The sequence below is a fragment of the Achromobacter anxifer genome (assembly GCF_903652925.1).
Classification (GTDB): Bacteria; Pseudomonadota; Gammaproteobacteria; order Burkholderiales; family Burkholderiaceae_B; genus Achromobacter; species Achromobacter anxifer.
Genome location: NZ_CAHLAR010000001.1, coordinates 459,237 through 484,938, shown reverse-complemented (window position 1 = coordinate 484,938; position 25,702 = coordinate 459,237). Strand labels below are relative to the sequence as shown.

At 67.2% G+C, this 25,702-nt stretch carries 26 protein-coding genes and 1 tRNA gene; 19 read left to right on the top strand and 8 right to left on the bottom strand.

All coding sequences use genetic code 11. The annotated features are described in order from the left end of the window. Positions 1 to 34: 34 nt before the first annotated feature. Positions 35 to 661 carry a LysR substrate-binding domain-containing protein gene (locus HWY37_RS02255; protein WP_003454711.1) on the top strand — a complete coding sequence of 209 codons (627 nt, stop codon included), beginning with the start codon at positions 35 to 37 and terminating at the stop codon, positions 659 to 661. 32 nt (positions 662 to 693) lie between these two features. Here HWY37_RS02255 and HWY37_RS02250 read toward each other — a convergent pair whose 3' ends face one another. From HWY37_RS02250 to HWY37_RS02240, 3 genes are all read right to left on the bottom strand, one after another. Then, positions 694 to 2,550 carry a tyrosine-type recombinase/integrase gene (locus tag HWY37_RS02250; RefSeq protein WP_003454710.1) on the bottom strand — a complete coding sequence of 619 codons (1,857 nt, stop codon included), beginning with the start codon at positions 2,548 to 2,550 and terminating at the stop codon, positions 694 to 696. Between the two features lie 238 nt (positions 2,551 to 2,788). After that, positions 2,789 to 2,862 (bottom strand) — tRNA-Gly (locus tag HWY37_RS02245). A 126-nt stretch (positions 2,863 to 2,988) separates the two neighbouring features. After that, positions 2,989 to 4,428 carry an MFS transporter gene (locus HWY37_RS02240; RefSeq protein WP_176087779.1) on the bottom strand — a complete coding sequence of 480 codons (1,440 nt, stop codon included), beginning with the start codon at positions 4,426 to 4,428 and terminating at the stop codon, positions 2,989 to 2,991. A 108-nt stretch (positions 4,429 to 4,536) separates the two neighbouring features. Here HWY37_RS02240 and HWY37_RS02235 point away from each other — a divergent pair, with 108 nt between their 5' ends. From HWY37_RS02235 to lysM, 6 genes are all read left to right on the top strand, one after another. Beyond that, positions 4,537 to 5,364 (top strand): AraC family transcriptional regulator, encoded by an 828-nt coding sequence (locus HWY37_RS02235; RefSeq protein WP_175207100.1) that lies wholly within the window; start codon positions 4,537 to 4,539, stop codon positions 5,362 to 5,364. 125 nt (positions 5,365 to 5,489) lie between these two features. After that, the gene (trmB, locus tag HWY37_RS02230) at positions 5,490 to 6,314 is read left to right on the top strand and encodes a tRNA (guanosine(46)-N7)-methyltransferase TrmB (protein ID WP_176087778.1); all 825 of its coding nucleotides are present in this window, start codon (positions 5,490 to 5,492) and stop codon (positions 6,312 to 6,314) included. Next, the gene (gene pip, locus HWY37_RS02225; protein ID WP_175207102.1) at positions 6,314 to 7,252 is read left to right on the top strand and encodes a prolyl aminopeptidase; all 939 of its coding nucleotides are present in this window, start codon (positions 6,314 to 6,316) and stop codon (positions 7,250 to 7,252) included. The genes trmB and pip overlap by 1 nt, the downstream gene beginning before the upstream one ends. A 14-nt stretch (positions 7,253 to 7,266) precedes the next feature. Beyond that, positions 7,267 to 7,467: a sulfur carrier protein ThiS gene (gene thiS, locus HWY37_RS02220; RefSeq protein ID WP_054459345.1), complete on the top strand. Its 201-nt coding sequence runs from the start codon at positions 7,267 to 7,269 to the stop codon at positions 7,465 to 7,467. Between the two features lie 279 nt (positions 7,468 to 7,746). Further along, positions 7,747 to 8,064 (top strand): hypothetical protein, encoded by a 318-nt coding sequence (locus HWY37_RS02215; protein WP_175207103.1) that lies wholly within the window; start codon positions 7,747 to 7,749, stop codon positions 8,062 to 8,064. Between the two features lie 43 nt (positions 8,065 to 8,107). After that, positions 8,108 to 8,554 (top strand): peptidoglycan-binding protein LysM, encoded by a 447-nt coding sequence (lysM, locus tag HWY37_RS02210; RefSeq protein WP_013396414.1) that lies wholly within the window; start codon positions 8,108 to 8,110, stop codon positions 8,552 to 8,554. A gap of 261 nt (positions 8,555 to 8,815) precedes the next feature. On the opposite strand, the gene ffh is transcribed toward lysM, so the two are convergent. After that, the gene (gene ffh / locus HWY37_RS02205; RefSeq protein ID WP_175207104.1) at positions 8,816 to 10,222 is read right to left on the bottom strand and encodes a signal recognition particle protein; all 1,407 of its coding nucleotides are present in this window, start codon (positions 10,220 to 10,222) and stop codon (positions 8,816 to 8,818) included. 106 nt (positions 10,223 to 10,328) lie between these two features. Between ffh and HWY37_RS02200 the strand changes: the two genes are divergently transcribed. From HWY37_RS02200 to HWY37_RS02185, 4 genes are all read left to right on the top strand, one after another. After that, on the top strand, positions 10,329 to 11,171 hold the full coding sequence (locus HWY37_RS02200) for a cytochrome C assembly family protein (RefSeq protein WP_176087777.1): 843 nt from the start codon (positions 10,329 to 10,331) through the stop codon (positions 11,169 to 11,171). Between the two features lies 1 nt (position 11,172). Beyond that, entirely contained in the window at positions 11,173 to 11,436 is a 264-nt protein-coding gene (locus HWY37_RS02195; RefSeq protein ID WP_176087776.1) for a PP0621 family protein, read from the top strand. Between the two features lie 76 nt (positions 11,437 to 11,512). Then, a complete protein-coding gene (ampD, locus tag HWY37_RS02190; protein ID WP_176087775.1) occupies positions 11,513 to 12,091 on the top strand; it encodes a 1,6-anhydro-N-acetylmuramyl-L-alanine amidase AmpD in 579 nt (192 codons plus the stop codon). 17 nt (positions 12,092 to 12,108) lie between these two features. Further along, positions 12,109 to 12,729: a glutathione S-transferase family protein gene (locus HWY37_RS02185; RefSeq protein ID WP_175207108.1), complete on the top strand. Its 621-nt coding sequence runs from the start codon at positions 12,109 to 12,111 to the stop codon at positions 12,727 to 12,729. A gap of 17 nt (positions 12,730 to 12,746) precedes the next feature. On the opposite strand, the gene HWY37_RS02180 is transcribed toward HWY37_RS02185, so the two are convergent. Beyond that, positions 12,747 to 13,565, bottom strand: a complete 819-nt coding sequence (locus HWY37_RS02180; protein ID WP_175207109.1) for an IclR family transcriptional regulator — start codon at positions 13,563 to 13,565, stop codon at positions 12,747 to 12,749. 333 nt (positions 13,566 to 13,898) lie between these two features. On the opposite strand from HWY37_RS02180, the gene HWY37_RS02175 reads away from it, so the two are divergent. The 4 genes from HWY37_RS02175 to HWY37_RS02160 are packed head-to-tail and all read left to right on the top strand — an operon-like array spanning position 13,899 to position 18,065. After that, on the top strand, positions 13,899 to 14,900 hold the full coding sequence (locus tag HWY37_RS02175; RefSeq protein WP_176087774.1) for a 2-dehydro-3-deoxygalactonokinase: 1,002 nt from the start codon (positions 13,899 to 13,901) through the stop codon (positions 14,898 to 14,900). A 9-nt stretch (positions 14,901 to 14,909) separates the two neighbouring features. After that, positions 14,910 to 15,563: a 2-dehydro-3-deoxy-6-phosphogalactonate aldolase gene (locus tag HWY37_RS02170; RefSeq protein WP_176087773.1), complete on the top strand. Its 654-nt coding sequence runs from the start codon at positions 14,910 to 14,912 to the stop codon at positions 15,561 to 15,563. Further along, positions 15,560 to 16,708, top strand: coding sequence for a galactonate dehydratase (gene dgoD, locus HWY37_RS02165; RefSeq protein ID WP_175191762.1), 1,149 nt, complete (start codon positions 15,560 to 15,562; stop codon positions 16,706 to 16,708). The genes HWY37_RS02170 and dgoD overlap by 4 nt, the downstream gene beginning before the upstream one ends. Before the next feature lie 46 nt (positions 16,709 to 16,754). Further along, positions 16,755 to 18,065, top strand: coding sequence for an MFS transporter (locus tag HWY37_RS02160; RefSeq protein ID WP_175207112.1), 1,311 nt, complete (start codon positions 16,755 to 16,757; stop codon positions 18,063 to 18,065). A gap of 69 nt (positions 18,066 to 18,134) precedes the next feature. Here the strand turns inward: HWY37_RS02160 and HWY37_RS02155 are convergent, their stop codons facing one another. The 3 genes from HWY37_RS02155 to HWY37_RS02145 all read right to left on the bottom strand — a co-directional run bounded on the left by HWY37_RS02155 (position 18,135) and on the right by HWY37_RS02145 (position 21,136). Continuing rightward, positions 18,135 to 19,334, bottom strand: coding sequence for an MFS transporter (locus HWY37_RS02155; protein ID WP_176087772.1), 1,200 nt, complete (start codon positions 19,332 to 19,334; stop codon positions 18,135 to 18,137). A 241-nt stretch (positions 19,335 to 19,575) separates the two neighbouring features. After that, complete coding sequence (locus HWY37_RS02150) at positions 19,576 to 20,349, bottom strand: IclR family transcriptional regulator (protein ID WP_175207114.1); 774 nt, start codon at positions 20,347 to 20,349, stop codon at positions 19,576 to 19,578. Further along, positions 20,339 to 21,136: an IclR family transcriptional regulator gene (locus HWY37_RS02145; RefSeq protein WP_175207115.1), complete on the bottom strand. Its 798-nt coding sequence runs from the start codon at positions 21,134 to 21,136 to the stop codon at positions 20,339 to 20,341. Before HWY37_RS02145 ends, HWY37_RS02150 begins: the two co-directional genes overlap by 11 nt. Positions 21,137 to 21,318: 182 nt before the next feature. Between HWY37_RS02145 and HWY37_RS02140 the strand changes: the two genes are divergently transcribed. The 4 genes from HWY37_RS02140 (at position 21,319) to HWY37_RS02125 (ending at position 25,688) form a co-directional block, all read left to right on the top strand. Then, positions 21,319 to 22,485, top strand: coding sequence for an acyl-CoA dehydrogenase family protein (locus tag HWY37_RS02140; protein WP_175207116.1), 1,167 nt, complete (start codon positions 21,319 to 21,321; stop codon positions 22,483 to 22,485). A 62-nt stretch (positions 22,486 to 22,547) separates the two neighbouring features. Next, on the top strand, positions 22,548 to 23,531 hold the full coding sequence (locus HWY37_RS02135; protein ID WP_176087771.1) for a Bug family tripartite tricarboxylate transporter substrate binding protein: 984 nt from the start codon (positions 22,548 to 22,550) through the stop codon (positions 23,529 to 23,531). 18 nt (positions 23,532 to 23,549) lie between these two features. Further along, positions 23,550 to 24,521, top strand: a complete 972-nt coding sequence (locus tag HWY37_RS02130; protein WP_176087770.1) for a Bug family tripartite tricarboxylate transporter substrate binding protein — start codon at positions 23,550 to 23,552, stop codon at positions 24,519 to 24,521. Positions 24,522 to 24,524: 3 nt separating this feature from the next. Next, positions 24,525 to 25,688 (top strand): acyl-CoA dehydrogenase family protein, encoded by a 1,164-nt coding sequence (locus HWY37_RS02125; RefSeq protein WP_176087769.1) that lies wholly within the window; start codon positions 24,525 to 24,527, stop codon positions 25,686 to 25,688. The last annotated feature ends 14 nt before the right edge of the window (positions 25,689 to 25,702 follow it).

The window sequence follows — 25,702 nt, the reverse complement described above, 5'->3', positions numbered from 1 at the left end:
GTCGCCGCGAGTTCACTGCCTGGAGGAACTGGACGTGAAATCGAGCGATGCCTCCACTGAAATCCGGGTGGCTGTGCTCGGCGAGTGGGTGCCTTCACCGCTTGCCGACTTGCTGGCGTTGCAGCGCGCCGAAGAGCCAGAGACCGCCACCGCCTTGATCGGATGCAGTTCCACAGCGCAGGCGCAGGAACTGCCGCACGATAACTTTGACTTGGCCCTGTCCACAGCCGCCTGGGAGTGGCCAGGCTGGGTGTGCGAGCCGTTGTGGCATGACACGCTGGCAGTCGCCGTCGCCAAGCGCTCGCACCTGCTGTCCTACCGTGAAGTGCCTCGCCAAGAGCTGCTCAAGCAGCCGTTGATCTGCGCGCAGTCAACGGCCGACGAGCCGTGGCGCGCGGTGGCGCATGGCCTGGTCGAGGATGCACCGCAGGGCCATGAGCAGACCGTCAGCACCTTCGACATGGCGATGACGCTCGTCTCCGCGGGCTACGGCATTGCCGTCGCACCCGCCGCGAGACTGACCTGCTACCTGCGTCGCGGCATCGCCGCGCGGCCATTGGCTGGCGCACCCATCATCGTGATGGCCTACCTGCTTCGCCCGTCCTCGTCCTTGACCGAGCCCCAGGAAAGATTCGCCCGCCGCGCGCGCTCCGTGTCCTGAGACAGGGGCGCGCACTGCTGGGCGCTGGCGCGCTACGCAAACGCCACCTGCTGCGGGGACCACTCGCTTTCCTTCACCGTCGTGCTCACCGCCATGATGATCTTGTCGAGATTTGTGGCACTGACGCTTTCCAGAGCCGAGCCGCCGCGCAGCTTCGCGCGCGGCTGCAGGAGCGCGTTGTAGATCTGCCAAGGGTCGGCGCCCCTGGTCAGCTTGAGGACCGCCTGGATCAGCGCGTGCTTGACCGGATCGAGATGCCAATCCGGCACGCGCTGACCACGGTTGCCCAGGTTCAGCGCCAGCAGGTTGCCGGCCTTGATCTCGTAGCTGATCCACCGGCGGGACTTGCCCGCCATCTTCGCGTACTCGGCGACTGGCAGGTTGTGTGGTGCCTCGAAGACATCGACCAGTTCCATCCGCTGGCGCTGTATGTCGGACAGCGGTTCCTCCATGACGGAACGCGGCAACGGCACTGCGGGCAGCCGATGCGTCTCGGCTGACACCAGTGGCATCGCGTCTCCCGGCCTGGTCACGATCAGGAGCGGCGCCGACGCGGCCGCTGGTTTGGGTGGCGCACTCGCGGCTTCCTCATCCGAGAGGACGGGCACGCCCTCCAAATGAATGGTGAGCGGCATGCTCGCTGCCTCGACCATGTTCTGCTCGAAGAGATCGAGCCGGTCGGCCCAATCCTGCATCATCCGCCGCCGCTGCTCGACGTACTCGGCGTGGTTGTAGGTGGCACTGACCTTGTTGGGATCGACGTGCGAGAGTTGCGCGTCCACCCACACCTTCGGGTAGCCGATCTCGTTGAGCGCGGTGGACATCGTGCCCCGGATGCCGTGCCCGGTCAGCAGGTCGCGATAGCCCATGCGCTTGAGCGCGCCGTTGAGCGTGTTCTCGCTCATGCGCTTCTTCAACTCGCTGTCGTGGCGGAACAGATAGTGCTGGGCCGGTTTGAGCTGTTCGAGCAGGTGCCGGACGATCTCGATGGCCTGCACCGACAGCGGCACGATGTAGGGTGGAATGTCCTTGGGCAACTGGCGCTTCCTGCGCATGTCCACCTGGAGCTGCTTCACGACCTCGGGCGGGATGATCCAGAGGCCGCGATCGAGGTCGAACTGATCCGGCGTCGCCAGGCGCAGCTCGCCCGTGCGCACGCCGGTGAATAGCAGCAGCCGCAGACCGAGCTGGGTCTGCAGCCGGCCACGATACTTGCGCAGGCGCTGCAACAGCTTCGGCAACTCGGCCATGCGCAGGAACGGGTTGTGGTTCACCGGGGGCAGCGGCAGCGCCACCACGTCGAGGTCGGAAGCCGGGTTCTGCTCCAGGCCCGGCACGACCACCAGCGCGTAGCGGAACATCTGGTTGAACCACGTCCTGACTTTCTCGGCGACGGAGAGCGCCTTGCGCCGCTCGATCCTGGCGATCACTTCCAGCAGGTCAGGGCGTTTGATGTCGTAGATCGAGCGCTTGCCCAGCAAGGGCAGCACATCCTTGGCGAAGACGCGAGGGAGGATCGAGAGGGTGGTCTGCCGGCCCTTCTTGAGGCCGAGTTCGCGGTGGGCAAGCCACTTCTTGTAGATCGCCTCGAAGGTGTTTTCACCGGCGAGTTTGACCGCGGCGCGCTTTTGCTTGCGGTGAAGGCGCGGGTTGATGTCCTTGGCCACCAAGGCGCGCGCCTCGTCACGCAGGGCGCGTGCCTCACGAAGGGACACCTCGGGATAGGTGCCCAGCGACATGCGCTTGGGCTCCTTCATCCAGTAGTAACGGAAGTGCCAGCTCTTGCTGCCCGTGGCCGTCACGGCCAGGGAGAGACCATCGATGTCTGGAAGTGTGTAGGCCTTGCCGGTGGCTTTGGCTTGGCGGACCACCAAGTCTGAGAGTGCCATGCTCTAGCTCCTGAACATGAGTCAGGAACCAGATGCTTAACCCATCGACCTCAGCGCCCTAGCAACAATCCGGAAGCCGTCGTGCCCGCAAAAATGGACACAAAAATGGACATAAACGTCGTGGCTTCAGGTGGATTTCCGTGGAGCCCACTGGAACATCGAGGTGTCGAAAACTCAAACAGAATCAACGACTTACGATGCCTCTTGGACTTCCTCAGAATTCCCTGGAACGATGCAGTGGAGCGGGTGATGGGAATCGAACCCACGCTTGAGGCTTGGGAAGCCGCCGTTCTACCATTGAACTACACCCGCTCGGGTGTCGTGCCCGCGGCCAAAGCCGCAGCAGCGGCGGCGATTATAGCGCGCCTTTTTTCATTTCACTATGACTCCGGCACCGCGTTTCGCTGGGCAATGCCAACGCTCGACGCGGCAGGCTTATCACTGAGCTTCCGGTGGACGTACATCAAGCAGCAACGAGGCCAGGGCAGAGACGATGCTGATCAGCCCCGCGATCAGGAATGCCGCTTGATACCCGGCTAGTTCAGCCACTTGCGGCATCTCGCCACCGGCGAGACGGGCCGTCGTCACGCCATGAGCCACCGAAGCCAGAACGGCAATGCCAACGGCGCCGCCCAATTGGCGTGAGGTGTTTTGCAGACCCGCCGCCAATCCGGAATCACGACGGGGCACTCCGGCCAGCACGGCCTGGGTCGCGCTCATCATCACCAAGCCGTTGCCTGCGCCCGCCAACAGGGTAGGCAGCAGCAATTCGGTCGCATGCACCGGATGCATGGGCAGCCAATAAAGCCAGATCAACCCTGCTGCCGCGATCAAGCCGCCAATCAATGGCAAGCGCGTGAAACCGGCGTCGCGCAAGGAGCGTGATGCCATGGCTGCAATCGCCAGGGCGACGGCCATCGGCAACAGCGCCATGCCGGTTTCAAGCGGGTTGCGCCCATCAATGCGTTGCAGCGCCAAGGACAGGAAGAATGTCGAGGTCGTGAGGATTGCGCCCAGCCCCGAGACCATGACCATGCCGATGGGGACATTGCGCAATCGGAAAATGCCCAGCTGGATCAGCGGCTGCCTGGCGCAGAATTCCCTGAACACGAAGGCCAGGAACATGACCAGTGCAAAAACCATTGCATTGAATACGATCTGGTCGTTCCAACCTGCGTGTACCGATTGCGAGACCGCGTAGAGAAATGATGCCAAGGACAGTGTCACCGTGATGGCTCCCGGCATGTCCAGCTTGGCCCGGAGCGTGTCCGGATGCTGGGGACTCAGGCTGAGCGCGACCATCGCGAACAGGATCAAGCCTGGCGGCACGTTGACGAACATGACCCAGCGCCAATCGACCAGGCTGGTCAACGCACCGCCGATCACCACGCCGAAAGCGGAGCCCATGGCGGCGCACGCTGCCCAGCAACCGATCGCGCGATCTTGACTGGCTCCGCGGGGATGAGCAGCCACGATCACGGCCAACGGCGACGTTGCCAGCGCCGCGGCGCCAAACCCCTGCACGGCGCGCGCGATCAACAGGGCCGCTCCCGATTGCGCCAGGCCACCCATCAGGCTTGCGCCGGTGAACAAGGCCAATCCCCATAGCAACACGTTCCGGCGACCGTAGATGTCGCTGGCGCGAGCCGCCAGCAGCATGAAGCCGCCCAGCAGCAGAAGATAGATGTCGACGACCCATTGGAGCTGTACCGCGGACAGGTCCAGGTCGTCCCGCATTGCCGGAAGCGCAACGCTCACGATGGCGCCATCCATCACCACCATGAAGGCGCACAGGCAAGCTACCAAGGTAGCAACCCAGGTTGAAACTCCATCGCGCAAAAGCGATGGGGGTATGACTGCTGTAGAGGTGGAAGACATGTGTGCCTGATCCCGAATGTGTCGATCGTTGTGCAACCTGCGGACAGGCCATTGTGTGGGACGGCGGGTAAACTCATATAACGGCAAATGGACTAAAAATAGTGAAAAATGGCCAACACGACCGAACCCGTGCGCGCATCTCTGCCTGTTGATCTCAGCGAGTGGCTCGAAGGGCCTTCCCTTATCGCGCTGAGGGGCAATGACAGCCCCGATAATGAATTCCAGCTGGGGACGCGGGAGTACGACTGGCATCAGCATGCGAGGGGCCAGGTCTTCTGCGTCGACGCGGGGATGATTCAGGTCAGGACGCCGCATGGCTCGTGGCTGCTGCCCCCGCACCGGGCAGGCTGGATACCGCCCAACGTCCCGCACCAGGTGCGGGTGAGCGGCGCGCTGACGGGCTGGAGCCTGCTCATCACGCCGCATGGCGGAAGGCGGCTGCCGAAACAGCCGTGCGTCATCGGTATTTCAGAGGTTTTGCGCGCCCTGGTGCGGCGCGCCGAGAATTGGGATAGCCATGCGCTGCTGGCGCCGGAGCAGGCTCGCATCGCCGCGGTCATCATCGACGAAATCTGCCGTGCGCCGCACGAATCGCTGCACATCCCCATGCCTTCCGACCAGCGCCTGGCTCGCGTGGCGCAAGCGATCCTGGAAGATCCCGGCAATCCGCGCACGTTGGAAGACTGGGCACAATGGGGCGCCATGTCGGCCCGTACCTTGAGGCGGCTGATCCTGTCCGAAACAGGCTTGAGTTTCGCGCAATGGCGTCAGCAAGCGCAGTTGGGCCACGCGCTGGAAATGCTGGCGCACGGCGCGTCAGTGACGGATGTTTCCGAACAATTGGGCTACGCCTCGCCCAGCAACTTCATTGCCATGTTCCGGCGCGCCTTCGGCGATTCGCCCGCCCATTACTTTTTGACCAGGACACGGAGCTAGGGATGGCAATGCGCTGCGCGGGCGCCCACCCCCGCAAGGCCTCAACCTGAAGGCACCAAATCTGTCCCCAATTTAGTGCATCCGGACGACAGCGGCGCGCCGGGCCTGCCACTACAATTCGGGCTATGAATACGAACACCCCCGAGAACAACCCCGCAGCCGCCCCGGCCCCGGCTGCCGCAAGCACCCCCGCAGCGCCTGGCGGCGAGCCCTCGTCGACCGCCGTTTCCCCGGAAACGCAAGCGGCGCTGGCCAGTACCGCCCACGCTCCCAACAGCCCGGGTGCGACCCATATCCGCAGTTTCGTGCACCGCCGCGGCCACATTACGCAGGGCCAGCTGGCCGCGCTCGAGCGCCTGATGGGCCAATGGTCCATCCCCTATGCGCCGCGCCGCCTCGACCCCGCCGCCGCCTTCGGCCGGCAGGCGCCGACGGTACTGGAAATCGGCTTCGGCATGGGCGAGACCACCGAGAAGATCGCGCTGGCGCGCCCGGACGACAATTTCCTGGGCGTGGAAGTGTTCAACGCCGGCGTCGGCTCGCTGCTGCGCCGCATTGAAGACTCCAGCATCCAGAACCTGCGCATCATCCAGCACGACGCGGTCGAAGTGGTGCGCGACATGATCGCCCCCGATTCGCTCGCCGGCGTGCATATCTATTTCCCGGATCCGTGGCCGAAGAAGCGCCATCACAAGCGCCGCCTGATCCAGCCCGCCTTCATTTCGCTGCTGGCCAGCCGCATCGCGCCGGGCGGCTACATCCACTGCGCCACCGACTGGGAAGACTACGCGGTGCAGATGCTGGAAGTGCTGGGCAACGAGCCGCAGCTTGCGAACACCGCGGACGGCTACGCGCCGCGCCCCGATTACCGCCCCCTGACCAAATTCGAGAACCGCGGCCTGCGCCTGGGCCACGGCGTCTGGGACCTGATCTTCAAGCGAGTCGCCTGATGCTTTATCCCCCGATCGAACCCTACCGCCAAGGCACGCTGGATACCGGCGACGGCCACCAGATCTACTGGGAGCTCTGCGGCAACCCCCAGGGCAAGCCCGCAGTGTTCCTGCATGGCGGCCCGGGCAGCGGCTGCTCGCCCGTGCACCGCCAGTTGTTCGATCCGCAGCGCTACAACGTGCTGCTGTTCGATCAGCGCGGCTGCGGCCGTTCGCAGCCCCACGCCAGCCTGGAAAACAACACGACCTGGCATCTGGTGTCCGACATCGAACGCCTGCGCACCGAGGTCGTGGGCGCGGAAAAGTGGCTGGTGTTCGGCGGGTCCTGGGGTTCGACGCTGGCGTTGGCCTATGCCGAAACACATGTGTCCCATGTCAGCGAACTGGTGCTGCGCGGCATTTTCGGATTGCGCCTGGCGGAGATCCGCTGGTTCTACCAGGAAGGCGCGTCGTGGCTGTTCCCCGACCGCTGGGAAGAGTACCTGGCGCCGATTCCGGAAGACGAGCGCGGCGACCTGGTGGCGGCGTACCACAAGCGCCTGACGGGCGACGATCCAGCCGAACAGCTGCGCGCCGCCAAGGCCTGGAGCAAGTGGGAAGACAGCACCATCACGCTGCTGCCCAGCCCGCGCCATCAGCAAAGCCACGCCGCCGACCGCGCCGCGCTGGCGTTCGCGCGCATCGAGAACCACTACTTCGTGAACCGCGGCTTCATGGACGAAGGCCAGCTGATCCGCGACGCGCACAAGCTGCGCGGCATTCCCGGCACCATCGTGCAGGGCCGCTACGACGTCTGTACGCCGGCGCGCACCGCCTGGGACCTGCACCGCGCCTGGCCCGAGGCCGACTTCCATCTGGTCCCGGACGCGGGCCACGCCTTCGATGAACCCGGCACGCTGGCGCGGCTGATCGCGGCCACCGACGCCTACGCGCGATAACTGAGGAGACCTGCATGCACATCACCCTGAACGGAGACGCACGGGAGTTTCCCCTGGACACGACCGTGAATGAACTGCTGGAAGCCCTGGGCTATGCCGGCAAGCGCGTAGCCGTGGAACGCAACGGCGAGATCGTGCCCAAGAGCCAGCATGCGCAGACCGCGCTGACGGATGGCGACCAGATCGAAATCGTGGTGGCCGTGGGCGGCGGCTGAAGCCAGCACCACACTGAAGCACCGCAAAGACTAGGGCCGCTGCATAGCGGCCCTAGTCGTATGTGGCCGCGAACCCGATGCGGTTTAGACCCGCCGCGCGCCATTCCTGCAAACTGACCAGCATTCTTGCGTAGTCTGCCAGAAGACTAGCAACCTGTTACACGTTAACCCCTCGTCGCACGGCGAATGTGCGAGTCATAATCGTTCTTGCTGGTTTCGTACGTTTGTCTTGCTGTTGTTCTAACGTTGCACATTGCCCCCAGGGGCAGAGGAGGCATCATGAACACCGCAGTCATCATCAACCTTCTCATCCAGCTTGTCGCCGGCGCGGCCGGGGGCAACGGCTTGGGAAAAATGCTCCAGCAATTCAATCTGGGTCCATTGGGCAACACCATCGCGGGCGCCATCGGCGGCCTGGCGGGCGGTTCCTGGCTGGCCCCGATGATTACCGCGGGAGCAGGCGCGGTTGCAGCAGGCAACACGGGATTGGATCTTTCCGCGATAGCCGGCAGCGTGGTCGGCGGCGGCGTCGGTGGCGCCGTGCTGACCTTGATCGCCGGCATCGTGCGCAAGATGTTCATGGGCCAAAAGCCCTGATGGCACTTGTTTCTCTCACCGCAACATAGATAAAGGAAACACTATGGGTCTGCTCAATTTCATCAAGGACGTTGGAGAAAAGCTCTTCGGCGCCAGCGAGGCCAAGGCCGCGACGGCGGACGAATTGAAGAAAGAGCTGGATAAGCACGGCCTGAATGCCGACGGCCTGCAGATCTCGGTCGACGGCGACAAGGTCACGGTGGCGGGCGAGGCCCTCAGCACGGAAGCCGCCGAGAAGATCACTCTGGCGCTGGGCAACACCGTGGGCGTGGCCCAGGTGGACAACCAACTGAAGGTGAAGCAGGCCGCGCCGGAAGCCAAGATGTACACGGTGCAGAAGGGCGACAACCTGTGGAAGATTGCCGAGGCGCAATACGGCAAGGGCCAGGGCGCGAAGAACAACCTGATCTTCGAAGCCAACAAGCCCATGCTGACCAGCCCCGACAAGATCTACCCGGGCCAGGTGCTGCGCATCCCGCCGCTGTCCTGATCACCACCGAATCGGACAGGCCGGAAGGCACCCATGCGCTTTCCGGCTTGCATCGCGGCAGGCGCCCCCTGCCAGCCGCGAGTACTTGGCCAGACGCAACGTCTGGCCATTTTTTTGGGCCTGCATCCCCAATGAAAAATGCCCCCGGGAGGGGGCATTCCAGTCCGATGCAAGAAGGCCTTTTTCCGCCGGGCCGCCCCAAGGAAAAAGCGCCCCCTCGGGGGGCAGAGAGCTCACGCAGTGAGCGAAGCGTGGGGGTCCTTACTTCATGCCGAAACGGCCCAAGCCCTTCATCCCGCCCATGGCGCGCATCATCTTCGCCATGCCGCCCTTCTTCATCTGCTTCATCATGCCCTGCATCTGCTCGAACTGCGCGAGCAGGCGGTTGACCTCTTGCACCGGCACGCCGGAGCCGGCCGCGATGCGGCGCTTGCGCGAGGCCTTGATGAGTTCTGGCTTGGCACGTTCGGCCGCGGTCATGGAATTCAGGATGCCTTCGGTGCGGCGCAGCTGCTTTTCAGCCTGGCCGCCCTGCAGCTGGCCCGCGGCCTGCTGAAACTGGGCCGGCAGCTTTTCCAGCAGCGAGCCCATGTCGCCCAGCTTCTTCACCTGGCCGAGCTGGTCGCGGAAGTCGTTCAGGTCGAACTTGTTGCCCGACTTGATCTTCGCGGCCAGCTTCTGGGCTTCGGCGATGTCGATGTTCTTCTGGGCCTGCTCGACCAGCGAGACGATGTCGCCCATGCCCAGCACGCGCTGCGCCATGCGCTCGGGGTAGAAGGGCTCCAGGCCGTCCAGCTTTTCCGAGACGCCGACGAACTTCAGGGGCTTGCCGGTGACATGGCGCACCGACAGCGCCGCGCCGCCGCGGGCGTCGCCGTCCAGCTTGGTCAGCACCACGCCAGTCAGGGGCAGCGCTTCCGCGAAGGCGCGCGCGGTATTGACCGCGTCCTGGCCCTGCATGGCATCGACCACGAACAGCGTTTCCACCGGCTTGACCAAGTCATGCAGCGCGCGGATCTCGCGCATCATGGCCTCGTCGATGCCCAGGCGACCGGCCGTGTCCAGGATCAGCACGTCGTAGTGATGGCGGCGGGCGTGGTCCACCGCGTTGCGGGCGATGTCCTCGGGCTTCTGGCTGGGGTCGGTGGGCAGGAAGTCCACGCCGACCTGCGCCGCCACGCTCTTGAGCTGGTCGATGGCGGCCGGGCGGTAGACGTCGGCGGACACCACCAGCACTTTCTTCTTGCCGGTCTTGCGGCCGTGCTGGGTGTGCTGGCCTTCGGAGAGCCAGCGCGCCAGCTTGCCGGTGGTGGTGGTCTTGCCGGCGCCCTGCAAGCCGGCCATCAGGATGACGGCGGGCGGCTGCACCGCCAGCGACAGTTCGCCGGAGTCGGCGCCCAGGTCGCCGCCCATCAGGGCAGTCAGTTCCTTGTGGACGACGCCGACCAGGGCCTGGCCGGGGCTGAGGCTGCTGGCGACTTCTTCGCCCAGCGCCTTTTCCTTTACGCGGGCGACGAACTCGCGCACGACGGGCAGCGCCACGTCGGCTTCCAGCAGCGCCATGCGCACTTCGCGCAGCATCTCCTGGGTATTGGCCTCGGTCAGGCGGGCTTCCCCGCGCAGCGTCTTGACGACGCGCGACAGGCGTTGAGTTAGGTTATCGAGCATGAGAGGCGTTTCCGCTTAAACTAATTGATTGAACGGTGGCCGCAGGCGCGGATTCTGCGCTTACGGGCGGCATGCGCCCCCAGGCCCCATCCAGACAACGGTTTCTATGTCACTAGGCATTGTATTTCACACGGCGGCTGCCTTGGCGTACGCGGTGCTCGGGGGGTCGCTCTGGATCCGCCTGGCCGGCGCCGGCGGCGTGGAACAGACGGGCAAGGTCGCCCGCCTGTGCCTGCTGGGAGCCCTGGTTCTCCATGGAATCGGGCTGCAACAATCGATGCTGGGGGCCCAGCACCTGTTCATCGGCTGGGCGCTGGCCCTGTCCGCCGCGATCTGGCTGGGCATGGTGGTGTTCTGGCTGGAAAGCCTGCTGGTGCGCATAGACGGCCTGCAACTGCTGCTGCTGCCCGCCGCCGCCCTCGCCAGCGCTCTGGCCGCCCTGTTCCCGCAGGGGCAGTTCGTGCCCCACGCCAATGATTCCTGGCTGCGCGTCCACCTGCTGATCGCCCTGGCGGCCTACGGCCTGATCACCATCGCCGCCCTGCACGCCATGATGATGGCGCTGCTGGACCGCCACCTGCACCGCCCGCTGGACGCTCCCGCCGAACGCAGCATCATCGGCCGCGTGCTGGACTCCCAGCCGCCGCTGCTGGTGCAAGAACAGCTGCTGTTCCGCATCATCTGGATCGGCTTCATCGTGCTGACGCTGGCCGTGGGCACGGGTTCTGTGGCGTCCATGAAGCTGACGGGCAAGATCCTGCCGTTCGACCACAAGACCGTATTCACGCTGCTGTCGTGGCTGACCTTCGGCGTGCTGCTGGCCGGCCGCCACATCTGGGGCTGGCGCGGCCGCGTGGCCCTGCGCTGGACGCTGACGGGTTTCGGGTTCCTGATTCTGGCCTATACCGGCAGCCGGTTCGTGCTGGAAATGATTCTGCATCGAGGTTGACGTGGGCAAGTTGCTGTTCTGGATTGTTCTGATCATCCTGGTGCTGTTCGTGGCCCGCCTGGCGGGGCGCATGGCGGCATCGAAGCAGGACGGCGCGCAGGCCGCGAAGAAGGCCAAGGCCGGTGCGCGCCAGCCCCCGCCCCTGGAATCCATGGTGCGTTGCGCCCATTGCGGCATCCATCTGCCGCGCTCCGAGGCCTTGCTGCAGAACGGCCAGACCTGGTGCAGCGCGGAACACGCCCGGCTGGGACCCGCCAAACACTGATCCGGCCGCCCATTAGAGGCTGGCCGCCCCGCACGGCATAATGCGTAGTTGGTAACCACACGCATGCTCTCTTCCCATGGCCTTGCTTCTGGATCGTCATGGCTGGCTGGCGCCGGCCCCGGGTGTCACGCTCATGCCCTCTCCCAACCGCGACGCGCGCCCCGCCGGCGCGCAAGTGTCGCTGCTGGTGCTGCACAACATCAGCCTGCCGCCAGGGCAATTCGGCGGTCCTGAAGTCGCGGGGCTGTTCCTGAACACGCTGGACTACGGTTCGCATCCCTGGCTGGAACGGCTGCGCGGCCTGCGCGTGTCGGCGCATTTCTTCATCCGCCGCGACGGCAGCATCATCCAGTTCGTATCGACCGACGAGCGCGCCTGGCATGCCGGCGTTTCGCGCTACGCGGGGCGCGAACGCTGCAATGACTTTTCCATCGGCGTCGAGCTGGAAGGCACGGATACCTTGCCCTATGCCGAAGAGCAGTATCTGGCGCTGCGCAAGCTGACGCCGGCCCTGCGCGCGCGCCATCCGCTGGCGGCCGCCTGGGGCCATGAACACATCGCCCCGGGCCGCAAGACCGATCCCGGACCCGCTTTCAACTGGACGCGCTTCTCGCGCGACAGCGACTTTGCGCGGCGGCAGTTGCCGCCCGTCTGACACTACAAGGACTGGTTATGTTGAAGATCTGGGGACGCCTGACGTCCGTCAACGTTCAGAAAGTCATGCTGGCGGTGCGCGAGCTGGCCCTGCCGCATTCCTTCATCCAGGCAGGCGGCCCGTTCGGCGTGGTCGGCACGCCGGAGTTCGCCAAGCTCAACCCCAACCGCACGGTGCCCGTCATCGACGACGGCGGCTTCGTGCTGTGGGAATCGAACGCCATCGTGCGCTATCTGGCCGCGCGCTACGGCGTTGGCAGCCTGTGGCCGGAAGACGTGTGCATGCGCGCCGACGCCGACCGCTGGATGGACTGGCAGGCCACCGAATGGCAGGGCGCCATGGGCCCGGCCTTCCTGGGCCTGATCCGCACGCCCGAGGACAAGCGCGACCTGGCCGCCATCGAGAATTCGGTCAAGCGCTCGAACGCGCGCGCCCAGATCCTGGACCAGGCCCTGCAGGGCCGCGAGTTCATCGCCGGCCGCCACCTCAGCATGGGCGACATCGCCCTGGTCTGTTCCGCGCATCGCTGGCTGGCCCTGCCGATCGAACGTCCCGATACGCCGGCCCTGTCGGCCTGGTACCGCCGCGTCATGATGCGTCCCGCCCCGCAGGGCGTGCTGACGCTGCCGCTGGAATAAAACGCGGGACCGCGGCCTCAGCCGCGGTCCACCTTCCAGCCCAATTCCGCTGAAATCCCCGCCGCGGCGCCCTGCACCACGGCGACCATGTCGCGCATGCGTTCCAGCGACATGTAGGGCACCGTGCTGGACACGCTGATCGCGGCCACGATGCCGCTGGAGGCGTCGCGCACCGGCGCCGCCACGCAGCGGATCGACGGTTCGTTGTCTTCGAGGTCGAAGGCATAGCCATGGGCGGCGTAGTCGCGCATGCGGTCGCGGAAGGCCTCCCAGGTCGGGCTGCCGCCGCCCGCGCGAGACGACACCGGCGCGCCCACGCGGTACAGCGCCTTCCATTGCGGCTCTTCGGTATCCAGCAGCAGCGCCTTGCCCACGCCCGTGGCGGCCAGCGGCATGCGATGCCCCACGCGCGAGCGCATTTCCAGCCCCTTCTTGCCGGGGATCTTTTCCAGGTACAGGACCTCGTCGTTGTCGCGCACGGCCAGGTGGATGGTGTCGCCCGTCTGCTCCGCCAGGCTGTCCAGGTAGGGACGCGCCAGCGTCGCCATCGGAAAGGCCTCGCGCGCCTGAAAGCCCAGCTCGATCAGCTTGGGCCCCAGCACATACCCCACGCCAGGCAGGGACCGCAGATAGCGTTCCTGCACCAGGCAGCTGGCCAGCCGGTGCGTGGTGCTGCGCGCCACGCCGATGCGCGCGCAGATCTCCTTCAGGTCGCGCGCGCCGCCGGACACGGCCTGCACCACGGCCAGGCCGCGCATCAAGGTCTGCGTGCCTGCGGGTGCGGCGCCATCGGGATCCAGGGTGGGGGTACGGTCGGAAATCTGCGAACGGGTCATGAAAACGGAGCCAGGCAACAAGAGAACGAATGCAAGCATAACCGCCGCAATCGCGGCGGGATGCCGGGAAAAGGCGGACTTTCCGCGCGATTCCTCAGGAAATTCAAAGCATGGCGCGGCAACCGTCGCTCGTCTCATTATTCCCTGTATGTGGGATTTAATTCTATATTTTGAGATTTTTCAAGCGCTGATCTAGAATTTTTCCCATCGCCCGCTACGCGCGCCTACGCGCCTCGCGGGCTTCAGACAACAAGGCTTGCCAGTCCCCCTGCCCCGCGCCGCCCCCCGGCGCACAGCGGCAGCCGGACTGGCCGCCAGAGACGAGACAGATTCATGACTACCGGATCTCCCGCCCGCGCGGCGCTCATCGCGCTGGATTGGGGCACCTCCTCGCTGCGCGCCTACCGGCTGGACGCCGCCGGCCGCACGCTGGATACGCGCCATCTGCCCTGGGGCATCATGCGCCTGCCGCAGCCGCTGCAGGACGGCGCCGCCACCACGACGCTGTCGGGCTTCGAGCTGGCCTTCGAACAGGCTTGCGGCGACTGGCTGCGGGCCGAGCCGGCCCTGCCGGTGATCGCCTGCGGCATGGTCGGCAGCGCCCAGGGCTGGCAGGAAGCCGCCTACCTGGACGTGCCGGTCGACCTGCAACGCATCGGCACGCTGCTGACCGTGGTCGAACGCGGCGGCGCGCAGCCGGTGCACATCGTGCCCGGCCTGATCCAGCGCCACGGCCTGCCCAACGTCATGCGCGGCGAAGAGACCCAGGTCGTCGGCGTGATGGCGGACCCGGCAGCCCGCAGCGCCGACAGCGTCCTGATCGGCCTGCCCGGCACGCATTCGAAATGGGTCAACGCCCGCCGCGGCCGCGTCACGCACTTCGACACCTTCATGACCGGCGAGGTCTACGCCGCGCTGCGTGGCCACACCATCCTGGGCCGGACCATGGCCGACGCCGCCAGCGCCGACATGGCCGCCTTCGAGCGCGGCCTGAAGGTGGCCGGCGCTCCCGCCGGCCGCGCCGGCGTGCTGTCCACCATCTTCAGCACGCGCGCGCTCGGCCTGACCGGCGAACTCGCGCCCGAATCGCAGGCCGACTACCTGTCGGGCCTGCTCATCGGCCATGAGATCGCGGCGCTGGCCGAGATGCTGCAACAGCAGGGCGAACTGCCCCGCATCGTGCTTTGCGGCGACGCCGCGCTGTGCCAGCGCTACATCCAGGCCATGCAGCACTACGGCCTGGGCACGCCCGAGCAGGCGCAGAACGCCACCGAGCGCGGCCTCTGGCACCTGGCCGTCTGTGCCGGGCTGGTCGCCCCTTCCACCACGGCTTAGGAATCGAACATGAACCATCCCGGCCTCCAAACCGCCATGGCCCACTGCGGCCTGATCGCCATCCTGCGCGGCATCACCCCCGCCGAGTCCGAAGCCATCGGGCAGGAACTCTACGCGGCGGGCTTCCGCCTGATCGAAGTGCCGCTGAATTCGCCCGACCCGCTGGACAGCATCCGCGCCATGCGCGCGGCCCTGCCCACCGATTGCCTGATCGGCGCGGGCACCGTGCTGAACCCCGACGACTGCGCCCGCATCCAGCAGGCGGGCGGCGAACTCATCGTCATGCCGCACAGCGACCCCGCCGTGATCCGCCGCGCCAAGGAACTGGGCATGGCCTCCTGCCCCGGCGTGGCCACGCCCACCGAGGCGTTCGCCGCCCTGGCGGCCGGCGCCGACGTGCTGAAGATGTTCCCGGCCGAGCAGCTCGGCCCCGCCGTGCTGAAGGCCTGGCGCGCCGTGCTGCGCCCGCCGATCGCGCTGGCGCCCGTGGGCGGCATCACGCCCGACAACATCGCCATTTACGCCCAGGCGGGCGCCAGCGGCTTCGGCCTGGGCTCCGCCTTGTACAAACCCGGCCTGTCGGCCGCCCAAGTCGGCCAGAACGCGCGCGCATTCATCGCGGCCTGGCAACGCGCCTATCCCGCCCAGGAGACCCAAGCATGAAGATCACCAAGCTCACCACCTACATCGTGCCGCCGCGGTGGTGCTTCCTGAAGATTGAAACCGACGCCGGCATTGTCGGCTGGGGCGAGCCCGTCGTCGAAGGCCGCGCGCATTCGGTCGCCGCCGCCGTCGAGGAACTGTCCGACTACCTGATCGGCAAGGACCCGCGCAACATCGAAGACCACTGGACCGTGCTATACCGCGGCGGCTTCTACCGCGGCGGCGCCATCCACATGAGCGCGCTGGCCGGCATCGACCAGGCCCTGTGGGACATCAAGGGCAAGCACCTGGGCGTGCCGGTGTCGCAGCTGCTGGGCGGCAACGTGCGCGACCGCATCCGCGTGTATTCGTGGATCGGCGGCGACCGCCCGGCCGACACCGCCGCGGCCGCCAAGAGCGCCGTGGAGCGCGGCTTCACCGCCGTGAAGATGAACGGCACCGAAGAGCTGCAGTACATCGATTCCTTCGACAAGGTCGAGAAGTGCCTGGAGAACGTGGCCGCCGTGCGCGACGCGGTCGGCCCCAACGTCGGCATAGGCGTGGACTTCCACGGCCGCGTGCACAAGCCCATGGCCAAGGTGCTGATGAAGGAGCTGGACCCGTTCAAGCTCATGTTCATCGAAGAGCCGGTGCTGAGCGAGCACTATGAAGCGCTGAAGGAGCTGGCCCCTCTGACCTCCACCCCGATCGCGCTGGGCGAACGCCTGTTCTCGCGCTGGGACTTCAAGCGCGTGCTGTCCGAAGGCTATGTGGACATCATCCAGCCCGATCCCTCGCACGCCGGCGGCATCACCGAAACCCGCAAGATCGCGGCCATGGCCGAAGCCTACGACGTGGCGCTGGCGCTGCACTGCCCGCTGGGTCCGATCGCGCTGGCCACCTGCCTGCAGATCGACGCCGGTTGCTACAACGCCTTCATCCAGGAACAGAGCCTGGGCATCCACTACAACGCCGCCAACGACCTGCTGGACTACGTCAGCAACCGCGAAGTCTTCGCCTATGAAGACGGCATGGTCGCGATTCCGCAAGGCCCCGGCCTGGGCATCGAGGTCAACGAGGAATACGTGAAGGAACGCGCCGCCGTGGGCCACCGCTGGCGCAACCCGGTCTGGCGCCACGCCGACGGCAGCTTCGCCGAATGGTAAGCCGACAGCAATCCGCCGACAGATAAAGAGAAAGAGGAGACATCCCTTGTCTACAGCCACCCACGCCGGCCTGCAGGGCGCCCAGCGCCCCACGCGCAGCCGGTACCTCATCATGGTGATGCTGTTCATCACCGTCGTCATCAATTACCTGGACCGCAGCAACCTGTCGATCGCAGCACCCGCGCTCAAGGACGAGTTCGGCCTGGACACCGTGCATGAAGGCCTGATCCTGTCGGCCTTCGGCTGGACCTACGCCGCCATGCAGATCCCCGGCGGCTGGCTGGTGGATCGCGTGTCGCCGCGCGTGCTGTACGCGGCCGCGCTGATCCTGTGGTCGGCAGCCACGTTCTTCATGGGCTTCGCCGGCAGCTTCGTCATCCTGTTCGTGCTGCGCCTGGCCGTGGGCGCGCTGGAAGCCCCGGCCTATCCGATCAACAACCGCGTCGTCACCACCTGGTTCCCGGAACGCGAACGCGCCACCGCCATCGGCTTCTATACCTCGGGCCAGTTCGTCGGCCTGGCGTTCCTGACGCCGGTGCTGGCGTGGCTGCAGCACCACTACGGCTGGCACATGGTGTTCGTCAGCACCGGCCTGCTGGGCATCGTGTGGGGCGTGCTGTGGTTCATGATCTACCGCGAGCCGCGCCAGTTCAAGGGTGCGAACGCGGCGGAGATCGAGCTGATCCAGCAAGGCGGCGGCGTGGTCGACCTGGACCGCAGCGTCAAGGAAAAGAAGGCCCCGTTCAACTGGAACGACCTGGGCCTGGTCATGAGCAAGCGCAAGCTGTGGGGCGTGTACCTGGGCCAGTTCTGCCTGACCTCCACGCTGTGGTTCTTCCTGACCTGGTTCCCCACCTATCTGGTCAAGTACCGCGGCATGGACTTCATCAAGTCCGGCTTCCTGGCGTCGGTGCCCTTCCTGGCGGCCTTCATCGGCGTGCTGTGCTCGGGCGTGCTGTCCGACTTCCTGATCCGCCGCGGCGCCACCGTGGGCCTGGCGCGCAAGCTGCCCATCATCCTGGGCCTCTTGATCTCCACGTCTATGATCGGCGCCAACTTCACCGACTCCACGCCCTGGGTGATCTTCTTCCTGGCGGTGGCGTTCTTCGGCAACGGCCTGGCCTCGATCACCTGGTCGCTGGTGTCGACGCTGGCCCCGGTGCGCCTCCTGGGGCTGACTGGCGGCGTGTTCAACTTCGTCGGCAATCTGTCGTCGATCTGCACGCCCATCGTGATCGGCTTCCTGGTGACGAAGGAGAGCTTCGCGCCCGCCATCGTGTACGTATCGTCGCTGGCCTTGCTGGGCGCGCTGTCGTACATCCTGCTGGTGGGCAAGGTGGAGCGGATCGAGGCCTGAGCGCTTTGGCTTCCCGCATGCAAAAGGGCGCCTGTGCGGGCGCCCTTTTTTCTTATCGCACGGCGAGCTTCAGCAGCCCTGCATCGCCAGCTTGCGCTGGCGCTGGTTGCTGGCGCGCTGCCACAGCACCAGGCCCAGCCCCGCCGCGGCGATGATGGCGCCGGCCACGGGCACGGCGGCGTAGCCCATGCCCGCCGAGATCACCGCGCCACCGGCCGCCGCGCCCAGCGCGTTGCCCAGGTTGAAGGCGCCCACGTTCACCGACGAGGCCAAACCGGGCGCATCGGTCGCCGCGCGCATCACCCGCATCTGCAGCGGCGGCACCACGGCGAAGGTGCCAAAACCGAAGATCAGCAGCGCGATGGCCGCGCCGGTCTGCGTGGCGGCCAGCCACGGGAAAGCCAGCAGGTCGACGATGATCAGCACCAGGAAGGCGATCAGGCTGCCGTCCAGCGAACGGTCGGCAAAGCGCCCGCCCGCCGTATTGCCGATGGTGAAGCCGACGCCGATCAGCACCAGCATGGCCGTGACGAAGTTGGGCGATGCGCCGGTCAGCTCGGCCAGGGTCGGCGCCACGTAGGTGTAGAGCGTGAACATCGCGCCCGCACCCAGCACCGTGGTCAACAAGGCCACCAGCACCACCGGACTCTTCAGTACGGCCAGCTCGCGGCGGATGTCGGGACGGCGCCCGGCCTCGCCGGCCGGCAGCGCGAACCATAGCGACAGCATCGCGATCAGGCCCAGCACCGAGGTTGCGGCGAACGACATGCGCCAGCCTATGGCCTGCCCCAGCCAGGTCGCGGCCGGCACGCCGCCGACGTTGGCGATGGTCAGCCCCAGGAACATGGTGGCCACGGCGCTGGCCTGCTTGTGGCGTGGCACCACGCTGGCCGCCACCAGCGAACCCAGGCCGAAGAAGGCGCCGTGGTTCAGGCTGGTGACCAGCCGCGCCAGCAGCAGGGTCGTGTAGTTGGGCGACAAGGCGGACAGCACGTTGCCCAGCGTGAAGATCGCCATCAGCACCAGCAGCGCGTTGCGGCGCGACCAGCGCGACAGGGCCAGCGTCATCAGCGGCGCGCCCGCCATCACGCCGATGGCGTAGGCGCTGATCAACATGCCGGCGCTGGGAATGGACACGTCCACCCCTTCGGCGATGACGGGCAACAGGCCCATGGGAGAAAACTCGGTCACGCCGATGCCGAAGGCACCGACGGCGAGCGCCAGCAATGGCAGGCCGGCCTTGGCCGGCTGGGAGTCCTGGGGATGCATATGGGTTTCCTTGGGTTCGATTGCGCCGGCCGGGGAGACTGGGGAGCGGACCGGCCTGGATGGCCGGGGCTGCGGAAAGGCCCGATCGGAAAGCAGGCGCCCAGTATGCCGCTGCCATCCTTGCAGAAAAAGCCAGGAAACAGCGAAACACTTTTGACCTGTAGTCATTAATTCCGGAGGCAGACCAGGTCTTCGACGCCGATGGCGGGCGCCCCCAAGGGCGTAACCGCCGGGCAGGAGGCTAGGCCAGCCCCAGCAGCCGCTCCGTCTCCCGCGCCAGGGCCACCAGCCGCGGCCCGATGTCGGCCGCCCGCTCGCGGTAGGGACCGTCGCCCGAGGGCACGCCGCAATTGAAGACGTAGAGCAGCGATTGGTAGGGCCGCCCCAGCGGCGCGGCAAAGCCGTAGGCGTCCGGCCGCCACTCCAGGTTGTTGCCGCAATAGCCCTTGCGCTCCAGGTCGCGGCGCGCCGCCGCCAGATTGGGGATGTGCGCCTCGTAGTGGCGGGCGTCGGCCACGCGCAACTGGTTCAGCACGGCGGCCCGCTCTTCGTCCGGCACCCGCGCCAGCCACGCCTTGCCGGCGGCGCTGGACAGGAGCGGCAGCGCGGCGCCGATATCGGGCCGGGTCTGCAGGGCCTCGTTGGAGCGCGCCGTTTCCACGTACACCATCTGCAAGCGGTCGCGCACCACCAGCGACACCGCGCCGCGGGCGTGGTCGGCCAGCTGCTTCATCAGCGGCCGCGCCAGTTGCCGGATCTGCATGCTGGCCAGCAAGGGATAGCTCAGCGCCAGCACCGACGCGCCCAGCCGGTAGCGCGCGGGCTCGCCCTCGCGCTGCAGAAAGCCCAGCTCGACCAGCGTGTGGGTCAGGCGCGCCACCGCGCTGCGCGACAGGCCGGTCTGCTGCGCGAAGTCCTTGTTGGCCAGTACCGGCCGGTCGGCGCGAAAGCAGGCCAGGATATCGATGCCGCGCGCCAGCGTGGTGGTGAATTCGCGGTCCTGCTCATGCTTCATTCTGGCGCTCCAGCAGTTTTTCCACTCGCGCCACCAGCGTCAGCAGGCGCGGCGCGATGCGGCCGCGCAGGTCGCCCGGACGCAGCCGCGTCACCGGCACGCCGCAATTGAACACCAGCGCCTGGCCATCGACGCGCGTGCACATGGGCACCGCCACCGCGTGCACGTCCGAATGCCAGTCGCCCTGCCCCACGCAATAGCCGTGCTCCGCATAGTCGCGCCGCGCCTGCTCCCAGTCCGGCGCATGGCGGCGCCACACGGCCAGCTCCTGGCGCCGCAGCGCCGCCAGCAACGGCTCCGCCTCTTCGGCCGGCGCCTGCGCCAGCCAGGCGCGGCCCATTGCCGACGGCAGCAGCGGCAGCAAGGCGCCAATGTCAGGCCGGAACGACACGGCATCGTGGCCGCGGCAGGTTTCCACATAGACCATGTTCAAGCCGTGATGCATGCCCAGCGAAGCCGATCCGCCTGCCGCGTCGGCCAGCCGCTTCATCAGCGGGCGCGCCAGCTGCCGCACCTTGATGCTGGCCAGCAGCGGATAGCTCAGCGACAGGACAGCCGTGCCCAGGCGGTAGCGGCGCAGGCCGCTGTCATAGCGCAGCAGGCCGCGCTGCATCAGCGTGGTGGTCAGGCGTGAAATCGTGGCCTTGGACAGGCCGGTGCGGTCCGCCAGTTCGCGGTTGCTGAGCGCGGGTTCGCCATGCCTGAAGGCCTGCAGCACCGACAGTCCATGCGCCAGCGTGGTGGCGAAGGCGGGGTCGGCATGGCGCTGGCCGGGGCTGGTGGTCATGGCGGAAGTCCTGGGCGCGGCGCGCGCGGAATGCGCTCCGTTCCTGCCGATCATAGAGCAGCGGCAGCTCGGCAGGCATTCAAGATATCGAAACACTTGTCTCAAATCCCGCGGCCTTTTGCTAGCCTGGATTCAACACGGCGCGGCAGGCATCAGCGCCCATGATGAAACGGAGACTAGCCATGATCAGGGACCCCGAAGGTTTCCCGCAATTCCTCGATTCGCTGCGCCGCTACGTGCGCGAGCAATTGGCGCCGCGCGAAGCCGAGGTCGCCCGCCTGGACGAGGTGCCGCAGGACCTGGTCGCCGGCATGGCGGCCCAGGGACTGTTCGGCTACTCCATCCCCGAGCAGTACGGCGGCGCCGGCATGACGACCGAGGAACTGATCCTGGCCGCGATGGAACTGTCGCAATGCTCGGTGGCGTTCCGCGCCCGCGTCGGCACCAACACCGGCATCGGTTCCGAGGCGCTGGTGGCCGACGGCACCGAGGCGCAGAAGGCCCGTTATCTGCCATTGCTGGCGTCGGGCGAACTGACCGGCTGCTTTGCCCTGACCGAACCGCAAGCAGGCTCCGACGCCACCGCCCTGCGCACCACCGCCGTGCGCGACGGCGACCACTACGTGCTGAACGGCGAGAAGTGCTTCATCACCAACGCCCCGCTGGCGGGCCTGTTCACCGTCATGGCGCGCACCGATGCGCAGGCGGCAGGCGCCAAGGGCATCACCGCCTTCATCGTGGAACGCGGCACGCCGGGCCTGTCCACCGGACAGCCCTACGACAAGATGGGCCAGGCCGGATCGCCCGTGTCCGCCGTGCACTTCCAGGACTGCCGCGTGCCGGCGGCCAACATCATCGGCGGCCAGGAAGGCATGGGCTTCAAGACCGCGATGAAGGTGCTGAACAAGCAGCGCATCCATCTGGCCGCGCTATGCATAGGCCCGGCCATCCGCATGCTGGACGACACGCTGCGCTTCGTGGCCGAACGCCAGCAGTTCGGCAAGCCGCTGATGGACTTCCAGCTGATCCAGGCCATGCTGGCGGACTGCCAGACCGAGATCCAGGCCGCCCGCGCGCTGGTGCTGCAAACCGCGCGCGAACGCGACGCCGGCGTGGACGTGACGCTGAACGCGTCGATCTGCAAGTACTTCGCGTCGGAGATGTGCGGCCGCGTCGCCGACCGCTGCGTGCAGATGCATGGCGGCTACGGCTACATCGCCGACCACGGCATCGAGCGCTTCTACCGCGACGTGCGCCTGTTCCGCCTGTACGAAGGCACCAGCCAGATCCATCAACTGACCATTGCCCGCCACACGCTGAGCCAGGCGGGCTACACGCCCGGCCGCTAGGGCACACAGGGACCGCGGCCACAAGAAGCCTCCGGCCCGCCATACCAAAGGAGACCTCCATCATGCTGCACAAGCACCTGCCGAAGTGGATCGGCGCCGTCGCCGCCGCCCTCGCCTGCGCGGCGCTGCCGCCCCAGGCCGCCGCGGCCTATCCCGACAAGCCAGTGAGGCTGATCGTGCCGTTCGCGCCCGGCGGCTCGACCGACATCCTGGGACGTCTGCTGGCCGAGGCCCTGCATCCCATCCTGGGCCAGCCGGTCATCGTGGAGAACAAGCCCGGCGCCGGCGGCAATATCGGCGGCGACTTCGTGGCGCGCGCCGCGCCCGACGGCTACACGCTGCTGCTGGCGGCGGCGGGGCCCACCGTCATCAACCCCAGTCTGTACGCCAACATGCCGTTCAACCCGGCCAAGGACCTGGCGCCCATCAGCTGCCTGGAACGCGAGCACAACCTGATGGTGGTGACCAAGTCCATGCCGGTGAAGACGCTGCAGGAGTTCCTGCAGTACGCGCGCAACAACCCTGGCAAGCTGTCCTTCGGCTCGCCCGGCAACGGTTCGCCCGCGCTGCTGGCCGGCGAACTGCTCAAGCAGCAGACCGGCATCCAGGCCGAACACGTGCCCTACAAGGGCACCGGCCCGGCCATCACGGACCTGGTGGCCGGCCACATCGATTTCATGATCGACAACATGCCGGCGCTGCTGCCGCAGGTCAAGGCGGGCGGGCTGCGCGCGCTGGCCGTGCCCAGCGACCAGCGCGCCACCGCCGCGCCCGACATCCCCACCTTCGACGAGGCCGGGCAGAAGGGCTTTGTGGTGATGGCCTGGAAAGGCCTGATGGCGCCGGCCGGCACCGACCCGGCCATCATCGAACGACTGCACGCGGCCGTGGTCAAGGCTTTGCAGGACCCGCAGCTGCGCGCCCGCTTCCAGGAGCTGGGCGCCGAACCCCTGGCCAGCTCGCCGGCGGAGTTCGCCAAGCAGATCGCGGACGAAACCGCCTGGTGGGCCAAGCTGGTGCAATCCACCGGCACCCGCATCCAATAAGCCCGCCGGGAGAGCGCCATGCAACCCTTGCTCCGTACGCTGCGCGCGCTGTGCGCGGTCGCCCTGCTGGGCGCGGCCGGCGCGGCGCAGGCCGCCGCCTATCCCGACAAGCCGGTGCGCCTGATCGTGCCCTACGCGGCCGGCGGCGGCACCGACACCGCGGCGCGCATGATCGCCCGCAAGCTGGCGCCCCTGCTGGGCCAGCCCGTGGTGGTCGAAAACAAGCCCGGCGGCGCCACGCAGATCGGCACCGCCTATGTCGCCAGCGCCGCGCCCGACGGCTACACCTTGCTGATGGGCACCGCCAACCTGGCGACCAACAGCGTGCTGTACGCCAAGCTGCCCTATGACGTGAAGAAGAACCTGGCGCCGGTGGTATGGGCCACGGACGTGCCGGTCTACCTGCTGCTGCCGGCCGCCAGCCCCTGGCGCAGCCTGGACGACCTGAAACGCGCCGCCGCGCAGCAGCAGGGCCTGACCTTCGCCACCGCGGGCACGGGCAGCATCCCGCACCTGGCGGGTGAACAGTTCGCGCACCAGACCGGCATCGCGCTGCGCCACATCCCCTACAAGGGCAGCAGCGAAGCCGCCACCGCGCTGATCGGCGGGCAGGTCCAGATGAGCTTCGACAACCTGCCGCCGGTGTACGCGCAGGTCAAGGCCGGCCGCCTGCGGGCCGTCGCCATCGCTGCGCAGACGCGCAACCCCGAGTTGCCCGACGTGCCCACCTTGACTGAACTGGGCGTGCCGCTGTCGGCCTCGTCCTGGTGGGGCGTGATGGCGCCCGCCGGCACGCCGCAAGACGTGATCGCGCTGCTGAACCGGCAGATCAATGCCGTGCTGGCCGATCCGGAGGTGCGCAGCTACTTCACCGGGCTGGGCATGCAAGCCACCGGCGGCACGCCCGAAGCCTTTGGCCGGCACATCGCCGAGGAAACCGACAGATGGCGCGCCGTGGTCAAGCAGGCCGGCGTGAAGATCGAGGAATAAGCCATGCAGTCCAAGCAAGAACGCAACGGCGGCGACGCCCTGCAAGACCTGTGCGCGCGCGTGCGCCGCTTCGTCGACGAGGTGGCGATACCCGCCGAGTCCCCCGCCATCGCCCGCGACGTGGCCGCGCTGGACCGCTGCGTCGCCCGCCTGCGTGTACAGGCCCGCGAGGCCGGCCTGTACACGCCGCAATTGCCCGAGGCATGGGGCGGGCTGGGACTCGGCTGGCGCAGCCTGGCCCAGGTGCTGGAAGAAGCCGGGCGCGGCTTCCTCGGACCCGCCGCGCTGAATTGCGCGGCGCCCGACCAGCCCAACATGCTGACGCTGCTGCGCCTGGGCAATCCCGAGCAACAGGAACGCTTCCTGGCGCCGCTGGTGCAGGGCGCGCAGCGGGCCTGCTTCGCCATGACCGAACCCGCGCCGGGCGCCGGCTCCGACCCGTCCATGCTGCGCACGCGCGCCGAGCGGCGCGGCGCGCGCTGGGTACTGAACGGCCACAAGCAATTCATCAGCGGCGGCGTGGGCGCGGATTTTGCGCTGGTGCTGGCCCGCGCCGAGAGCGGCGTCACGCTGTTCCTGGTGCCCGCGGACACGCCGGGCTACCGCGTGGTGCGCGACATCGGCATGGTCACGGGCTACCAGATCGGCGGCCACGCCGAGATCGTGCTGCAGGATTGCGAGGTCGGCGGCGACGCGGTGCTGGGCGAACCCGGCCACGGCCTGGAATATGCGCAACTGCGGCTGGAGCCGGCCAGGCTGTCACACTGCATGCGCTACATCGGCCGCGCCCGGCGCGCGCTGGAGACGGCGCAGGCCTATGTCACGCAACGCGAGTCCTTCGGTTCGCGCCTGGCCGATCTGCAGCAGATACAGGCCATGGTGGCGGACTCGCACATCGACCTGCACGCCAGCCGTCTCATGACGCTGGACTGCGCCGGCCGCATGGACGAAGGGCTGTCGGTCAAACAGCACAGCGCCATGGCCAAGGTCTTCGTGTCCGAAGCCGTGAACCGCGTGGCCGATCGCGCCGTGCAGATGATGGGCGCATCGGGCCTGTCGGACGACACGCCCGTGTCCATGGTCTGGCAGGAAATGCGCCCCTTCCGCATCTACGACGGCGCCAACGAACTGCACCGCGCCACGCTGGCGCGCCGGCTGCTGGCCTGAGCCCTCAAGGAGAC

Coding starts and splice junctions, on each gene's coding strand:
- HWY37_RS02250 (WP_003454710.1), bottom strand. CDS start 2,550: ATGGCACTCTCAGACTTGGTGGTCCGCCAAGCCAAAGCCACCGGCAAG.
- HWY37_RS02240 (WP_176087779.1), bottom strand. CDS start 4,428: ATGTCTTCCACCTCTACAGCAGTCATACCCCCATCGCTTTTGCGCGAT.
- HWY37_RS02235 (WP_175207100.1), top strand. CDS start 4,537: ATGGCCAACACGACCGAACCCGTGCGCGCATCTCTGCCTGTTGATCTC.
- trmB (WP_176087778.1), top strand. CDS start 5,490: ATGAATACGAACACCCCCGAGAACAACCCCGCAGCCGCCCCGGCCCCG.
- pip (WP_175207102.1), top strand. CDS start 6,314: ATGCTTTATCCCCCGATCGAACCCTACCGCCAAGGCACGCTGGATACC.
- thiS (WP_054459345.1), top strand. CDS start 7,267: ATGCACATCACCCTGAACGGAGACGCACGGGAGTTTCCCCTGGACACG.
- HWY37_RS02215 (WP_175207103.1), top strand. CDS start 7,747: ATGAACACCGCAGTCATCATCAACCTTCTCATCCAGCTTGTCGCCGGC.
- lysM (WP_013396414.1), top strand. CDS start 8,108: ATGGGTCTGCTCAATTTCATCAAGGACGTTGGAGAAAAGCTCTTCGGC.
- ffh (WP_175207104.1), bottom strand. CDS start 10,222: ATGCTCGATAACCTAACTCAACGCCTGTCGCGCGTCGTCAAGACGCTG.
- HWY37_RS02200 (WP_176087777.1), top strand. CDS start 10,329: ATGTCACTAGGCATTGTATTTCACACGGCGGCTGCCTTGGCGTACGCG.
- ampD (WP_176087775.1), top strand. CDS start 11,513: ATGGCCTTGCTTCTGGATCGTCATGGCTGGCTGGCGCCGGCCCCGGGT.
- HWY37_RS02185 (WP_175207108.1), top strand. CDS start 12,109: ATGTTGAAGATCTGGGGACGCCTGACGTCCGTCAACGTTCAGAAAGTC.
- HWY37_RS02180 (WP_175207109.1), bottom strand. CDS start 13,565: ATGACCCGTTCGCAGATTTCCGACCGTACCCCCACCCTGGATCCCGAT.
- HWY37_RS02175 (WP_176087774.1), top strand. CDS start 13,899: ATGACTACCGGATCTCCCGCCCGCGCGGCGCTCATCGCGCTGGATTGG.
- HWY37_RS02170 (WP_176087773.1), top strand. CDS start 14,910: ATGAACCATCCCGGCCTCCAAACCGCCATGGCCCACTGCGGCCTGATC.
- dgoD (WP_175191762.1), top strand. CDS start 15,560: ATGAAGATCACCAAGCTCACCACCTACATCGTGCCGCCGCGGTGGTGC.
- HWY37_RS02155 (WP_176087772.1), bottom strand. CDS start 19,334: ATGCATCCCCAGGACTCCCAGCCGGCCAAGGCCGGCCTGCCATTGCTG.
- HWY37_RS02150 (WP_175207114.1), bottom strand. CDS start 20,349: ATGAAGCATGAGCAGGACCGCGAATTCACCACCACGCTGGCGCGCGGC.
- HWY37_RS02145 (WP_175207115.1), bottom strand. CDS start 21,136: ATGACCACCAGCCCCGGCCAGCGCCATGCCGACCCCGCCTTCGCCACC.
- HWY37_RS02140 (WP_175207116.1), top strand. CDS start 21,319: ATGATCAGGGACCCCGAAGGTTTCCCGCAATTCCTCGATTCGCTGCGC.
- HWY37_RS02135 (WP_176087771.1), top strand. CDS start 22,548: ATGCTGCACAAGCACCTGCCGAAGTGGATCGGCGCCGTCGCCGCCGCC.
- HWY37_RS02130 (WP_176087770.1), top strand. CDS start 23,550: ATGCAACCCTTGCTCCGTACGCTGCGCGCGCTGTGCGCGGTCGCCCTG.
- HWY37_RS02125 (WP_176087769.1), top strand. CDS start 24,525: ATGCAGTCCAAGCAAGAACGCAACGGCGGCGACGCCCTGCAAGACCTG.